Source organism: Halomonas terrestris, assembly GCF_049166755.1.
In the GTDB taxonomy this organism is placed as follows: Bacteria; Pseudomonadota; Gammaproteobacteria; order Pseudomonadales; family Halomonadaceae; genus Halomonas.
Map to the genome: position 1 here is coordinate 102,689 of NZ_JBMHFZ010000004.1, position 14,241 is coordinate 116,929.

General features: G+C 71.2%; 13 protein-coding genes and 1 riboswitch. Of the genes, 6 read left to right on the forward strand and 7 right to left on the reverse strand.

The features are described 5' to 3' along the window. Nucleotides 1-10: 10 nt before the first annotated feature. Nucleotides 11-1,153: a GTP cyclohydrolase II gene (locus tag ACOMD9_RS05990; RefSeq protein WP_421412786.1), complete on the reverse strand. Its 1,143-nt coding sequence runs from the start codon at nucleotides 1,151-1,153 to the stop codon at nucleotides 11-13. A gap of 115 nt (nucleotides 1,154-1,268) precedes the next feature. On the opposite strand from ACOMD9_RS05990, the gene ACOMD9_RS05995 reads away from it, so the two are divergent. Continuing rightward, nucleotides 1,269-2,102, forward strand: coding sequence for a RibD family protein (locus ACOMD9_RS05995; protein WP_421412787.1), 834 nt, complete (start codon nucleotides 1,269-1,271; stop codon nucleotides 2,100-2,102). Nucleotides 2,103-2,152: 50 nt separating this feature from the next. Here the strand turns inward: ACOMD9_RS05995 and ACOMD9_RS06000 are convergent, their stop codons facing one another. Genes ACOMD9_RS06000 through ACOMD9_RS06015 form a run of 4 tightly spaced genes read right to left on the reverse strand, consistent with a single transcriptional unit; the run spans nucleotide 2,153 to nucleotide 5,529 of the window. After that, the gene (locus ACOMD9_RS06000; protein WP_421412788.1) at nucleotides 2,153-3,034 is read right to left on the reverse strand and encodes a class I SAM-dependent methyltransferase; all 882 of its coding nucleotides are present in this window, start codon (nucleotides 3,032-3,034) and stop codon (nucleotides 2,153-2,155) included. Next, nucleotides 3,031-4,122 (reverse strand): glycosyltransferase family 4 protein, encoded by a 1,092-nt coding sequence (locus tag ACOMD9_RS06005; protein WP_421412790.1) that lies wholly within the window; start codon nucleotides 4,120-4,122, stop codon nucleotides 3,031-3,033. The genes ACOMD9_RS06000 and ACOMD9_RS06005 overlap by 4 nt, the downstream gene beginning before the upstream one ends. 2 nt (nucleotides 4,123-4,124) lie before the next feature. Then, nucleotides 4,125-4,523 (reverse strand): 6-pyruvoyl trahydropterin synthase family protein, encoded by a 399-nt coding sequence (locus ACOMD9_RS06010; RefSeq protein ID WP_421412791.1) that lies wholly within the window; start codon nucleotides 4,521-4,523, stop codon nucleotides 4,125-4,127. A gap of 19 nt (nucleotides 4,524-4,542) precedes the next feature. Further along, the gene (locus tag ACOMD9_RS06015) at nucleotides 4,543-5,529 is read right to left on the reverse strand and encodes a zinc-dependent alcohol dehydrogenase (protein ID WP_421412793.1); all 987 of its coding nucleotides are present in this window, start codon (nucleotides 5,527-5,529) and stop codon (nucleotides 4,543-4,545) included. A 220-nt stretch (nucleotides 5,530-5,749) separates the two neighbouring features. Here ACOMD9_RS06015 and ACOMD9_RS06020 point away from each other — a divergent pair, with 220 nt between their 5' ends. From ACOMD9_RS06020 to ACOMD9_RS06040, 5 genes are all read left to right on the forward strand, one after another. After that, nucleotides 5,750-6,511: a CDP-alcohol phosphatidyltransferase family protein gene (locus ACOMD9_RS06020; protein ID WP_421412795.1), complete on the forward strand. Its 762-nt coding sequence runs from the start codon at nucleotides 5,750-5,752 to the stop codon at nucleotides 6,509-6,511. Between the two features lie 53 nt (nucleotides 6,512-6,564). Next, the gene (locus tag ACOMD9_RS06025) at nucleotides 6,565-7,176 is read left to right on the forward strand and encodes a YceI family protein (RefSeq protein WP_421412796.1); all 612 of its coding nucleotides are present in this window, start codon (nucleotides 6,565-6,567) and stop codon (nucleotides 7,174-7,176) included. 55 nt (nucleotides 7,177-7,231) lie between these two features. Continuing rightward, a riboswitch (TPP riboswitch) is annotated at nucleotides 7,232-7,355 on the forward strand. A gap of 89 nt (nucleotides 7,356-7,444) precedes the next feature. Continuing rightward, complete coding sequence (gene tenA / locus ACOMD9_RS06030) at nucleotides 7,445-8,113, forward strand: thiaminase II (protein WP_421412971.1); 669 nt, start codon at nucleotides 7,445-7,447, stop codon at nucleotides 8,111-8,113. Between the two features lie 41 nt (nucleotides 8,114-8,154). Continuing rightward, complete coding sequence (gene thiC / locus ACOMD9_RS06035) at nucleotides 8,155-10,044, forward strand: phosphomethylpyrimidine synthase ThiC (RefSeq protein WP_421412798.1); 1,890 nt, start codon at nucleotides 8,155-8,157, stop codon at nucleotides 10,042-10,044. A 149-nt stretch (nucleotides 10,045-10,193) separates the two neighbouring features. Beyond that, on the forward strand, nucleotides 10,194-11,990 hold the full coding sequence (locus tag ACOMD9_RS06040; RefSeq protein ID WP_421412800.1) for a sugar phosphorylase: 1,797 nt from the start codon (nucleotides 10,194-10,196) through the stop codon (nucleotides 11,988-11,990). 94 nt (nucleotides 11,991-12,084) lie between these two features. Here ACOMD9_RS06040 and ACOMD9_RS06045 read toward each other — a convergent pair whose 3' ends face one another. Together ACOMD9_RS06045 and ACOMD9_RS06050 are read right to left on the reverse strand one after the other, a co-directional pair. Beyond that, nucleotides 12,085-13,311, reverse strand: a complete 1,227-nt coding sequence (locus ACOMD9_RS06045) for a glycosyltransferase family protein (protein WP_421412802.1) — start codon at nucleotides 13,309-13,311, stop codon at nucleotides 12,085-12,087. Then, nucleotides 13,308-14,225, reverse strand: coding sequence for an HAD-IIB family hydrolase (locus ACOMD9_RS06050; RefSeq protein ID WP_421412804.1), 918 nt, complete (start codon nucleotides 14,223-14,225; stop codon nucleotides 13,308-13,310). Before ACOMD9_RS06050 ends, ACOMD9_RS06045 begins: the two co-directional genes overlap by 4 nt. Nucleotides 14,226-14,241: the final 16 nt, after the last annotated feature.

The following is a 14,241-nucleotide window of genomic DNA, read 5'->3' on the forward strand; positions in this document are numbered from 1 at the left end:
GGTGCGTCGTTCAGGACCGCCCCGGCCCCTCGCCGTGGCCGTTGAACACGGCATCCAGCAGGTGACCGGCACGCTCCGCCTTGGCGCTGAGGTAGCGCCGGTTGTGGTCGTTGAGGCTGCCGTAGAGCGCCTGGCGCGATACCACCTCGATGCCCCCCGCACTCAGTGCCGCCACCTTGCGGGGGTTGTTGGTCAGCAGCTGTACCCGCCGAATGCCCAGCGAAGCGAGCATGTCCACGGCCACCCCGTAGTGTCGCTCGTCCTCGTCGAAGCCGAGGGTGCGGTCGGCGTCCAGGGTGTCGAGCCCGCTGTCCTGCAGGGTGTAGGCGCGAAGCTTGTTGGCCAGGCCGATGCCGCGCCCCTCCTGGGCCAGGTAGAGCAGCACGCCGCCGCCCAGGGCCTCGATCCCGGTGACGGCCTTGCGCAGCTGCTCGCCACAGTCGCAGCGCAGGCTGCCGAACAGGTCACCGGTCAGACAGGCCGAGTGCAGCCGCAGCGGCACGGGGGCCTCGCCGGCCTCCGGCTCGCCGATCACCACCGCCACATGTTCACGCAGCCCGTCGGGCTCGCGGAACAGGACGAAGCGGCAGTCGAAGGCGTCGACCAGCGGTATCCGCGCCTCGCTGACCCGCTTGAGCATGCCCGGGGCACCTGCCGGGCAGCATTCGGCCTTGTCGGCCGCGACCGCCAGCAGGGTACCCTCGGCCACCAGGGCCTCCACCGCGGCGCGGCGCGAGTCATCCACCCGGGCCACCAGCGCCGAGGGGATGAGCAGCGCCCGGCGCATCAGCGCCAGCGCCGCCCGGTCGGCCCGCTCCGCGGGTTGGAGGGCCCGGCGCCAGCGGGCCAGCTCGGCGCGTCCCGGCAGCGCCTCCGGCCGAGGGCCGAAGGCCAGCTCGGCAAGGCGTTGCCGCCCGCCCCCCTCCGGCAGCGGCAGGCGCGCCGTCGCCACTGCCCCGACCTCGCCCAGCAGCGCCAGGCGATGGGGACTCAGCACCAGCGCCGGGGTCGTGCCGGCTTCACGGGCCAGGCGCGCCACCGCCGTCTCGGCCGCGCCCTCGATGGCCTGCACCAGCACGCGCGACTCGCCGTCGACCAGCAGTACCGGCAGCCCCCGGCGTAGATCGAAGATGGCCCGTTCAACCTGATGCATCGCTCTCTCCTTCCTGCGTCGCGGCCGGGTACCGGCTGGCCCCTGGCATCCCGTCCCTTTGCTTCGCCCCGGGGAACTGCGCATGATGATCACCTGCTCCCGATCCGGAGACCGTATGCGCTCCCCCGACGCCCTGCTGACCCTCGATGACGCCTGGCAGGCGCTCATCAACCCGCCCACGCCGGCCGGATCGGGCCGGCTGCACCTGACCGCTGCCGGCTGGACGGCCGCGGGCCCCGTCGCGGATGACGCCCGCGAGCTGCTGGACTGCCTGGCTCCGCTGGCTGCCCGGTCCGGCCGCCTGGCGATTGCCCAGCTCGGCCAGAGCCTGGATGGCCGCATCGCCACCGAGTGCGGCCACTCCCACTACATCAACGGCCTGGCCAGCCGGGTACACCTCCACCGGCTGCGCGGGCTGGTCGACGCCGTGGTGGTCGGCGTCGGCACCGCCTGCGCAGATGATCCCCTGCTCACGGTGCGCCACGTGCCCGGCCGACAGCCGGTGCGGGTGATCCTCGACCCCCGCGGGCGGGCACCCGCGCGACTACGACTGCTGCGTGAGGCCCAGGCCCCGACCCTGCACCTGCTCGGCGAGGACGCCGAGCCCGACGGCCCGGGCGCCGGACACGTCACCCGCCTGAGACTGCCGCTGGTCGACGGCGGTTTCGTCCCGGCCGCGGTCCTCGACGCCCTGGCCGCACGTGGTCTCGGCCGGGTACTGATCGAGGGCGGCGGGATCACTGTCTCGCGTTTCCTCGAGGCCGGCGTGCTCGACCGGTTGCACCTGCTGTTGGCGCCGCTGCTGATCGGCTCCGGCCGTCCGGGGCTGACCATGACGCCCATCGCCACCCTGGACCAGGCCCGGCGGCCAGGGGTGCGTACCTTTCGCTGCGGCGACGACACCCTCTTCGACCTCGAGCTCGACGGCTCCCGGACCGCCCCCGGCTGAACCGCCGCGACGCCAGCCGACGCCCGGCAACCGGAACACCCCGGACACGCTCAGTCCCCGCTCCCGGACGGGGAAGGCAGGGCCAGGAGGTCCCTGTGCCCCACCATCACCCCCAGTTTGCCGGCGGCCAGTCCGGCCAGGCGGCGCTCCCGCCAGTCCGCCAGGCGGTCCGCTTGCGACGGTGACTGCACCAGGGCGGCGGCGTGCCAGCCGTCGACCAGGGCCTCGGCCAGGGCTCCCCCGGCGGGGTCGCCGACGACCAGGTGCCAGGGGGTGGCGGCGGTCTCCACCCGATAGCCGGCTTCTCTCATGGCGTCTGCCAGCACCATCGGGGCCTCGCCGCCCAGGGCCGTCCCCAGCCCCTTGTCACGGCGCTGGTGGGCCTGGAACAGGTCGCGCACCGCCGCGTCCTCCTCGTCCTCGAGGCGCTCCCCCGCGGCGTCCAGGAAGGCCCAGTCACCATCGACACTGAGGGTGACGAGCAGCGCCTGGCGGCGCTCGGCACAGGCGGCCACCAGCGCCCTCGCCCAGCGGCGGGAGACCAGGTCGAGCAGGGCCGAGGCCACCACCAGGTCGGCACCGGCCAGCAGGCCATCATCCACCGGCGCCAGGTCGCGACAGCGACCCTCCAGCGTGATCCGCCGGCCGGCGCCGTCGCGCAGCCTGGCCCCACGTTGCCGGGCCAGGGCCAGCAGTCCGGTGTCGTGGTCGACCAACCGCCAGTGTTGCGGCCCCGGCAGGCGGGGGGCCAGGAAGGCGAGGTTGCTGCCGCTGCCGCAGCCCAGGTCGACCACGCCGTGCTGCCCCGGGCGTGCGGCCAGCCAGGTCGCGGCGAGCCCGGTCAGGCAGTGACTGCGCGAACGGGCGTCCAGCGCTTCGCGCAGGGCGAGCCAGTCGGCGGTGAAGCGCTCCCCGGACGGCGGACGGTTCATGGTCCGCCTCCCGAACGGTGCGAGGCGGGCGGCGGAAGCGCCAGGGCCACCGCGAATCGTTCGCCGGCCCGGTGCCAGTCCGCCAGCCCCTCGCGTACACGGCGTGCCCCGCGTCTCAACCGACGGCGCAGCCCGGCGTCGTCACACCAGCGGGCCAGTGCCTCGCGCAGTGCCGCCGCATCACCGGGGGGGACGGCGATGCCCGCCTCCGGCGGCAGGGTGTCGGCCAGCGCCCCGCCGGTGGTCGTGATCACCGGCAGCCCCCGGGCCAGGGCCTCGGTGACCACCATGCCGTAACCCTCGTAGTGCGATGGCAGCACGAACAGGTCGGCGCCATGGTAGGCCGCGGCCAGGTCGCCGGCACCGCATTCCCCCGGCCAGCGCAGCCGATCGGCCAGGCCGTGGTGACGGGTCGCGGCGAGCAGGCGGGCGGCATGCGCCGGGTCCCTCCGGTGGCTGCCGATGGCCTCGCACTCCCAGGGGCGATCCGCGAGCCCGGCCAGCACCTCGACCAGCAGGTCATGGCCCTTGCGCGGAATCAGCGTCGCCACGCAGAGCAGCCGCTGCGGGCGGGCCGCGGCCTCGAGGTCCAGCGCACTGGCGGCCAGCGCCGCCCGCTCGACTCCCGGCTCGACCACCCGGATGCGCGCCTCGGGCACCCGGAAGCGTGACAGGCCGCGGGCGGTCCAGGCACTGGTGACGATCACCCGCCGGGCCACGGCCAGCGCACGGACCTCGCTGTCGAACAGGCGTCGTCGACGCGCCTCGCCGAGGCCGGTCTCGTCTGCCAGCGGATGGTGCACCAGGGCGGTGATCGCCAGGCGGTCGGCATGACGCTCGACCACGTCGGGCAGCCCGCCCATGGCCAGGCCGTCGATCACCACCCGGGCCGCATCGGGCAGTGCGGCCAGGGCCGCGTCCAGGCTGCGCCGCGCCGTGGCGTCGGGTTCCGGGAAGCGCCCCTCGAGCCCGGTCACCGCGACCCGCCAGCCGCGGCACCGCAGTTCCGCGACCATCCGGGCGTCATAGACATAGCCCCCGGTGAGTTGGCCGGGATCGCCGGCGACGATCAGGGTGAGGTCGGGCATGCTCACAGCTCGCCCTCGTAGCTGGCCCAGGCGACATGGGATTCATGCAGGGTCACGCGCATGCTGTCGAGCCCGCCCGCCGAGCCGCCGAGACGGCCGAGCTGAATCGCCGTGGCCAGGCGCTCGAAGATGACCCGCGCCATGAACTCGGTCGTGGTATTGCGCCCGTGGAACTCTTCCAGCTGGTCGAGGTTGCGATAGTTGAACTCGCCGAGTACCGCCTTGAGCGTCTCGCCGGCCAGGCCGATATCGACCACCAGGCCGTCCTCGTCGAGCTCACGGCGCTGGAAGCGGACATCGACCACATAGGTGGCGCCATGGGTGCGCTGGGCGGGACCGAAGATCTCGCCACGGAAGCTGTGGGCGATCATGAAGTGATCGCGAACGGTGAGTCGGTACATGGCTGAGGCTCCCGTCGGGTCAGGGGGTGGTCGGGTAGCGCAGGCGGTGGCAGAGCACCTCGCCCGCGGCGGCGGCGAGTCGGGGCATCAGGACGGGCAGGTCGAGGAAATCGCTCTCTCCGCTGATCAGGGCGTCGAGGCGGGGGTCGCGCAGCAGCTCCAGCGCCAGCGCCAGGCGCCGGCGATGGTCCCAGCGCGGCGTGCGTTCGGCGGGCAGGCGGCCCACCTGGCTGCCGACCAGGCGCAGTCGCCGGGAGTGGAAGGCCTCCCCCAGCGGCAGGCTCGCCTCGCGGTCGCCGTACCAGCTCATCTCCACCACCCGCGCCTCGTCGCCGGCCAGCGCCAGCGCCAGGCGCAGCCCCTCGGGGTTGCCGCTGGCGTGGACCACCAGGTCGTTGTCGGTCGGTGCCTGCTCGGCCAGGCGGAAGTCGACCCCCAGGGCGCGGGCCAGCTCGGCACGGCCGGGCGCCACGTCCACCAGGCAGACGCCGGTGCCGGGAATGGCCGCACAGAGCCAGGCCACCAGGGCGCCCACCACGCCGGCCCCGATCACCGCGATACGGTCGCCGACTCGCGGCTCGGCGTCCCAGCAACCGTTGATCGCGGTCTCCATGTTGGCGGCGAGCACCGCCCGGGCGGGCGGCAGGCCCGCCGGCAGCGGCGTGACCGCGGCGGCCGGCACCACGTAGCGATCCTGATGGGGATGCAGGCAGAACACCTCGCGACCCAGCAGCGCGTCGGGGCCGGCCTCGACCACCCCCACGCTGGCGTAGCCGTACTTCACCGGCCAGGGGAAGTCGCCGGCCTGGAAGGGGGCGCGCATGCGCTGCCACTCGCCCTCGGGTACCCGACCCTGGAACACCAGCGACTCGGTCCCCCGGCTGACGGCGCCGAACAGCGCCCTGACCCGCACCTCCCCCTCGCCGGGGGCGGGCAGCGGCTCCTCGCTCAGTGCCCCGTGCCCCGGGGCCAGGGTCCAGAAAGCGGTGGCGGTGATGTCAGACATGGTGATGATCCTGCTGCGATCCATTCGCTGCGAGACAGCTGTCCAGGGCCATTGGCCACGACCCAAATTTTACAATAATGGTACAGAGAAATGATTACTGCATAATGATGATGCTGCCGGTCACCCCTCGGTGGACTACGTTGAGAGTGTGGTCCCGCTGCTGGTCAGCATAGCGATAAAGGCCCGGCAGCGTCGCTGCTGCCGCCTCACGGGAGGTCCGATGTCACGCTTCGCCCCGCTTCAGGATCATGCCCCGCGAGTACGGCAGCGGACGGCCACCGGCCCCGCACCCTGGCTCGCGCTGGAACTGGCCGCCGGGTTCGCCGGCCTGCTGGCGGCAGGCATCATGCTGTGGCACTGGCTCGACGCCGCCCCGGCACTGCCCCTGGTGGCCATGGCGACCTACCTGATCATGGCCGGGCTGGTCATGGGTCGGGTGCCGAACCATTGGCAGCGGCTGGGCTGGGCCAATCGGGTCACCCTGGCCAGGGGCGGGCTGGTGGCGCTGCTGGCCGGTGCCGTGGCCGACCCTGTGCTGCTGGCGGCCCAGGGTGGCCTCTTCGCCGGCCTGGCACTGGTCGCCCTGCTGCTCGACGGCCTGGACGGCTGGGTGGCCCGTCACAGCGGCACCACCAGCCGTTTCGGCGCTCGCTTCGACATGGAGATGGATGCCTGCTTCATCCTGGTGCTGTGCCTGGCGCTGCTGGCACTCGGCAAGGTGGGCCCCTGGATACTGGCCATCGGCACCCTGCGCTACGCCTTCATGCTGGCCGGCCGGCAGCTGCGCTGGCTCGCGGCCCCCTTGCCCGAGAGCCGTCGGCGCAAGATCGTCTGTGTCTGGCAGGTGGCGGCGTTGCTGCTCGGCCTGCTGCCTGCCATCGGGGCCACGCCTGCCGCCTGGCTGGCGGCCACGGCCCTGGCAGGGCTCGTCTGGTCGTTCGCCACCGACATCCATTGGCTGTATCGCCACGCCAGGCCCTGAAACCCGACACGGTTGCCCGGTCGGCAACCCTGCATGTCCGCGGAGGATTCCCCATGGCCATTCGACACCCTTACCATCGACTTTCCGCCCTCGCGGCGACAGCCGGTGTGGTGGCGGGACTCGCCACCCTGCCCGTCGCCGCCGAACCCCACACCTACGAGATCGACCCGGAGCACTTCTCCATCGGCTTCTTGACCGAGCATGTCGGCTATGCCGACCTGCTCGGCATGTTCCTCGAAGGCAGCGGTGAGTTCGTCTATGACGACGAGACCCGTGAGCTGCACTCGGCCCGGGTGGAGATCAGCGCCGACAGCGTCTTTTCCAACCACGAGGAGCGCGACAACCACCTGCGCAGCAACGATTTCCTCGATGCCGGCCGCTACCCCACCATCGTCTTCGAGGCCACCGGCTTCGAGGCCCACAGCGACAGCGAGGGCACCCTCGAGGGCGAACTGACCCTGCTCGGCGAGACGCGCCCCGTGACACTGGATGTCACCCTCAACAAGGCCGAGGTCTACCCCTTCGGGCATGAGCAGTACACCCTGGGGCTCTCGGCACGCACCACCATCGCCCGCAGCGACTGGGGCATGACCTACGGGGTCGACAACGGCATGGTCGGCGACGAGGTGACGCTGATCTTCGAACTGGAGGCACTCCGGCAATGAGCGATCCTGGCAACAGACGGGCTGGCAAGTCGCCGCCAGCCTGCTAGACTGGCTCCGACGCTTGACGGGGTGCCGGTGGAACCGGCTGAGATCGCCATACGACAGATGCTGTCGTCACGGCGGGGCCCGTTGAACCTGATCCGGCTCGTACCGGCGTAGGAATCAAGCGGCGGCCAGATCACTGGCGGCGCCAGATACATGCCCGCCCCCATCGGCCCCTCCCCCCTTCGCCCACGCTCCGGATCGACACACCGCTACCGGAGGCATGATGGGCTACCGCTTCAGCGACCTCACCGCCGCCTGCCAGGACGACTGGCGCGCCTACATCGAGCACGACTTCGTGCGCGGCCTGGCCGAGGGCGCCCTCGAGGAAGGCGCCTTCCGCCACTACCTGCAGCAGGACTACCTCTTCCTGATCCACTTCGCCCGCGCCTACGCCCTGGCCGCCTACAAGAGCCGCACCCTGGACGACCTGCGCCAGGCCCATGAGGGGCTCAAGGCGATCGTCGACGTGGAGCTGGGCCTGCACGTGGGCTACTGCCGGGAATGGGGCATCGCCGAGGAGGAGCTCGCCGCCCAGCCCGAGGCCCGGGCCACCATGGCCTACACCCGTTACGTGCTGGATACCGGCAACCGCGGCGACCTGCTCGACCTGCACGTGGCCCTGGCCCCCTGCCTGGTGGGCTACGGCGAGATCGCCGACTGGATCAATGCCCGGCCCTTCACCGTGCGCGGCGACGCCAATCCCTATGACGCCTGGATCGCCATGTACGAGAGCGACGAATTCCAGACCGCCCGCCGTGCCGAGGAGGCCTGGCTCGACGCCCGCCTGGCCGACGTCACCCCGGCGCGTTTCGCCGAGCTCTGCACGGTGTTTCGCGACGCCACCCGGCTGGAGATCGACTTCTGGCAGATGGGGCTGGACCGCAGCCTCTGATGCCCCCCCTGAGCGACAACAACACGTCAAGGACAATCCCCATGAGCAAGACCGCCCACTTCCTCGCCGAGACCGCCCGGGTCGACGCGGCCGCCGTCCAGCCGCTGCCCGGCTCGCGCAAGGTCCATGTCGAGGGCTCGCGCCCGGATATCCGCGTGCCCTTCCGCGAGATCTCCCTGTCGCCGACGAAGACCTCCGGCGCCGACGAGGAGAACCCGCCGCTGCTGGTCTACGACACCTCCGGCCCCTACACCGACCCGGCGGCCGAGATCGACCTGCGAAAGGGACTGCCCGAGCTGCGCCGCGCCTGGATCGAGGCGCGCGACGACACCGAGTTCCTCGACGGCCCCACCAGCGAGTACGGCCAGCGCCGCGCCAACGACCCGACCCTGGCCCCACTGCGCTTCGACCTGACCCGTACGCCAAGGCGCGCCAGGGAGGGCAGGAACGTCACCCAGCTGCACTACGCCCGCCAGGGCATCATCACCCCGGAGATGGAATTTATCGCCATTCGGGAGAATCAACGCAGGCAAGCCCTGGGCACGGCGGAAGTCGAGCGTATCCTCGGCCACCAGCACCCGGGCCAGGGCTTCGGCGCCCGCCTGCCGGAGGAGATCACCCCCGAGTTCGTGCGCGCCGAGGTCGCCGCCGGCCGGGCCATCATCCCCTGCAATATCAACCACCCGGAGTCGGAGCCGATGATCATCGGCCGCAACTTCCTGGTGAAGATCAACGGCAACCTGGGCAACTCCGCGGTCACCTCCTCCATCGAGGAGGAGGTCGACAAGATGACCTGGGGCATCCGCTGGGGCGCCGACACCATCATGGATCTCTCCACCGGGCAGAACATCCACGAGACCCGCGAGTGGATCATCCGCAACGCCCCGGTGCCCATCGGCACGGTGCCGATCTACCAGGCCCTGGAGAAGGTCAAGGGCGTGGCCGAGGACCTCACCTGGGAGGTGTTCCGCGACACCCTGATCGAGCAGGCCGAGCAGGGCGTGGACTACTTCACCATCCACGCCGGGGTGCTGCTGCGCTATGTGCCGCTCACCGCCAGGCGGGTCACCGGCATCGTCTCCCGGGGCGGCTCCATCATGGCCAAGTGGTGCCTCTACCATCACCGGGAGAGCTTCCTCTACGAGCACTTCGAGGAGATCTGCGAGATCTGCAAGCGCTACGACGTGGCGTTCTCCCTGGGCGACGGCCTGCGCCCCGGCTCGGTGGCCGACGCCAACGACGAGGCCCAGATGGCCGAGCTCAAGACCCTGGGCGAGCTGACCCATATCGCCTGGAAGCACGACGTCCAGGTGATGATCGAGGGCCCCGGCCACGTGCCCATGCACCTGGTCAAGGAGAACATGGACAAGCAGCTCGAGTACTGCGACGAGGCGCCCTTCTACACCCTCGGCCCGCTGGTCACCGACATCGCCCCCGGCTACGATCACATCACCTCCGGCATCGGCGCGGCGATGATCGGCTGGTACGGCTGCGCCATGCTCTGCTACGTGACCCCCAAGGAGCACCTGGGCCTGCCCAACAAGGACGACGTCAAGACCGGCATCATCACCTACAAGATCGCCGCCCACGCGGCGGATCTCGCCAAGGGCCACCCGGCCGCCCAGCGCCGCGACAACGCGCTGTCCAAGGCGCGCTTCGAGTTCCGCTGGGAGGACCAGTTCAACCTCGGCCTGGACCCGGACACCGCCCGGGAGTACCACGACGAGACCCTGCCCAAGGACTCGGCCAAGGTGGCCCACTTCTGCTCCATGTGCGGGCCGAAGTTCTGCTCCATGAAGATCAGCCAGGAGGTCCGCGACTACGCCAGGGACAACGGCCTCGACGGCGACCGGGAAGCCGTCATGCAGGGCATGGAGGAGCAGGCGGAGAAGTTCCGCAGGACGGGCAGCGAGCTCTACCAGGAGGTATAGGCCGCTCGCCGCCGCCCCCTGTAACGACCGCCTGAACGATCACGCCGGCCCTCGAGCCGGCGTGATGCGTCAGCGGACGCCGCCAGGCCGGCCACCGAGGCTGGCACGGGGCCTGCATGGGCTAGGGGTCGCCACCAGGAGCCCCGGCCATGCCCGACCGCCCGACCTTCACCCCCTCCGTCGCCGTCCCGCTGGACGCCGAGGCCTTCAGCCGCCGCGCCCACGGCCACCTGGCCCTCCTCTACGGCCCGCGCGCCGGCGAGGTACATCGCCGGCTGCTCACCCTGCTGGCCCACCAGGCCCCGCCCTCGCATGGTGAAGCCGACGCGCCACTCTGGAGCGAACGCGACCAGTGGCTGATCAGCTACGGCGACAGCCTGCTGGAGGGCGAGCGAGCGCCCCTCGAGGTGCTGGAGGACTTCCTGGAGGCGCGCCTGGCGGAGACCTTCAGCGGGGTGCACCTGCTGCCCTTCTTTCCCTGGAGCAGCGACGACGGCTTCTCGGTGATCCACTATCGCGAGGTCTCCCCCGACCTGGGGGACTGGTCCCATGTCCGCGCCCTGGCCGGGCGGCACGACCTGGTGGTGGACCTGGTGCTCAACCACGTCTCCCGGGAGTCACTGTGGTTCGTCGACTACCTCTCCGGCAGCCAGCCGGGGCGCGACTACTTCATCGAGATGGACCCGGACACCGACCTCTCGGCGGTGGTCAGGCCGCGCAGCTCTCCGCTGCTGGTCAAGGTGCCCACCCGGCGCGGCCCTCGCCACCTCTGGGCGACCTTCTCCGAGGACCAGATCGACCTGAACTTCGCCAACCCCGACGTGCTGCTGGAGTTCATCGGCATCCTGCTCTTCTACCTCGGCCAGGGGGCCCGGGTAGTGCGTCTCGACGCCATCGCCTACCTGTGGAAGGCGGTCGGCACCCCCTGCATCCACCTGCCCCAGACCCACGAGGTGGTGCGGCTGCTGCGCGCGGTGGTGGACCATGTGGCGCCGGGGACCCTGCTGCTCACCGAGACCAACGTGCCCCACCGGGAGAACCTCAGCTACCTGGGCCTGGAGCGGCTTTCCCCCAACAACCCTCCCGACGAGGCGCACCTGGTCTATCAGTTCCCGCTGCCGCCGCTGCTGCTGCACACCCTGACCAGCGGCGAGGCGGGCACCCTGGCGTCCTGGCTGAAGAGCCTGCCGTCCCTGCCCCCCGGCTGCAGCTTTCTCAACTTTACCGCCAGCCACGACGGCATCGGCGTGCGCCCGCTGGAGGGCTGGCTGCCCCAGCACGAGATCGATGCGTTGCTGGAGCTGATGCACCGCTTCGGCGGCTTCGTCAGCATGCGCACCCGGGACGACGGCAGCGACAGCCCCTACGAGATCAACATCACCTGGTTCGATGCCATGAAGGGCACCCGTCGCGGGCCGGACCCCTGGCAGATGCAGCGCTTCCTGTGCGGCCAGCAGCTGATGCTCGGCCTGCGGGGCATCCCGGCGCTCTACCTCCACGTGCTGACCGGCACCCTGAACGACCTGGAGGGGGTGGAGCGCAGCGGCCGCCTGCGCTCCATCAACCGGCGCCGCTGGCAGCGCGACGAGCTGGAGCTGCTGCTGGACAGCCCCGACACGCCGACCCGGATGGTCTTCGAGGCGCTGACCCGCCGGCTGGCGGCTCGCCGCGGCGAGCCCTGCTTCCACCCGGACGCTCCCCAGCGAGTGCTGGAGACGCCGCCCGAGCTGCTGGTGCTGGAGCGCGGCCCGCTGCCCGACGGGCGCCGCCTGCTGGCGATCCACAACGTCACCGACGCCCCCCAGCCGCTGACGCTTCCCGCCCTCGGCGAGAGAACCTGGTTCGACCTGCTGGAGGAAGCCCCCTGGGCGCCGCCGGAGAGCCTGGCGCCCTATCGCTGCCTGTGGCTGGTGAAGAAGCCGTACCCGGCTTCGCCGGGAGCTTGAAGAGCGGCGCTTCGCGCCTGGAAGCTTGAAGAAAAACCTTGACACCTTCCCTCGGCGTCAAATCCAGGCTGATTTCCAGCTTCCAGCTTATGGCTTACAGCTCCCCGGAGGGGTCGTTGTCGGCCTCCACGGCGTCGTGGAGCCGCTCCGGCAGGTCGGGAATCGCCGAGCGTACCCGGTTCCAGCTGGGGATGAAGGGGCGCTCGCCGGGGTTGTCGAGGAAGGCGCTGCCGGCCTCGAGCAGGTTGGCGGCGAACAGCTCCACGGCCCGCTCCTCGCCGTGGCGGTCCAGGGAGAGGCCGTTCATCACCGCATCGTGGTCGTAGGCCTCGATCAGGTCCAGGGCCAGGCGGTAGTAGGTCGCCTTGAGGGTGCGGAAGCCCTCTGCGCTGAAGGTCACTCCCTGGGTGGCCAGCTTGCGGTAAAGCGCCTTGGCGATGTCCAGGCTCATGCGATTGAGCCCGGCGGAGGCGTCCTCCTCCGAGACCGGCTGGTGCTTGTGGTCGTAGGCGTCGGCCAGGTCCACCTGGCAGAGCCGCTTGGTGGAGTAGTTGCGATGCACCTCGGAGAGCACGCCGACCTCCAGGCCCCAGTCGGCAGGGATGCGGATGCCGTCGAGCACCTCGGCGCGCATGGAGAACTCCCCCGAGAGCGTGTAGCGGTAGCTGTCCAGGTACTCCAGGTAAGGCAGCGGCCCGTGGATGCGCTTGAGCGCCCGCAGCAGCGGCGTGACCATCAGCCGGGACACGCGGCCGTTGAGCCGCCCGTCGGCGATGCGCGGGTAGTAGCCCTTGCAGAACTCGTAGTTGAAATGGGGGTGGGCCACCGGGTAGAAGAGCCGCGCCAGCAGGCCACGCTCGTAGGTGAGGATGTCGCAGTCGTGCAGCGCCACCACGGCGCCGCGCCCGGAGGCCTGGACGAAGCCGGCGCAGAACCAGACGTTGCGCCCCTTGCCCGGCTGCTGGGGCGAGAGCCCCTGGGCGTCCAGCTCCTCGTCCAGGGCGCGCAGCCGCGGGCCGTCGTTCCAGAGGATGCGATGGTGCTGCGGCAGCCGGCCGAAGAACTCCCGGGCACGCAGGAACTGCTCGCGGTCGGCCCGGTCCAGCCCGATCACCACCTCGGCGAGATAGGGCACCCGGCGGATCTCCTCGACGATCGCCTCGAGGGCGGGCCCCTCCAGCTCGGAGTAGAGCGAGGGCAGGATCAGGCTCATTGGGCGGCGACGCGAGAAGCGCACCAGGTCCGCCTCCAGGGAGTCCACCGGGCGCCGGGTCAGGTTGTGGAAGTCGGTGATGATGCCGTTCTGGTGGAAGTCGCTCATGGGCCTACCGCCTCTACCGGTTCAGGTGCCATGCCGACCGCCGGCCTTACCCGGCGGTCGGCTCGCCCCCACCAGTAGGCCACCCCCTCGGCCCAGCCGGCGGGGCCGGTCGCCTCGCTGCGATAGAGCGCCGGCTGGGCCGGCTCCACCGGCAGGCCGTGGCAGCCGCGGATCACCACCGCCTGGTCCACCGCCTCGAGCATGGCGATGTCGTTGGGCCCGTCGCCCAGCGCCAGGGTCAGCGGGCGGCGGCCGCGCAGCGCCTGGTAGCGCTCCACCAGCCACGCCACCGCGCTGCCCTTGTGGGACTCGCCGGTGACGTGCCAGAAGCGCCCGCCGCGCACCAGCTGCAGGCCGTCGCCGGCGAGTCCCGCACGGAAGGCCTCGAGGGCGGCCTCGTCGTCCTGCCAGACCAGCGGTTCGCTGCCCTCGCGCATCCGCGCCAGGCGCGCCTCGGCTTCGGGCAGGCCGGTGAAGGTGACGAGCTCGTCGAGGGACATCTCGCTCATGGTGGTGAAGCTCACGCCCAGCCGCGCCTGCCACACCGCCAGGCGCTTGCGGATGAAGCCGATATCCACCCCCAGGGTGCGAATGGCCAGGCCGTCGGGGCCAGGGCGGTCGATACGGGCATGGCACCACGCCGGCGGCAGGCCGACCACGGCGCCGTTCTCGGCGACGAAGGGGATATCGACCAGCCCCAGGGCCCGACGCAGCGGCACGATCTCGCTGCGGGTCTTGCTGGTCACCGGGATCACCGGCACCCCGAGCTGCCTGAGGCGGGCCAGCCAGGGCCGGGCGGGGGACCAGTCATAGCTGTGGTGGTCGAGCAGCGAGCCATCCAGGTCGGTGAACAGCAGTCGCGGCGTCAGGGCCGCATCGAAGCCGGCATCCGGCGTGGTCGGTGAAACGGTCATGGCAGCTCCCGGGCAG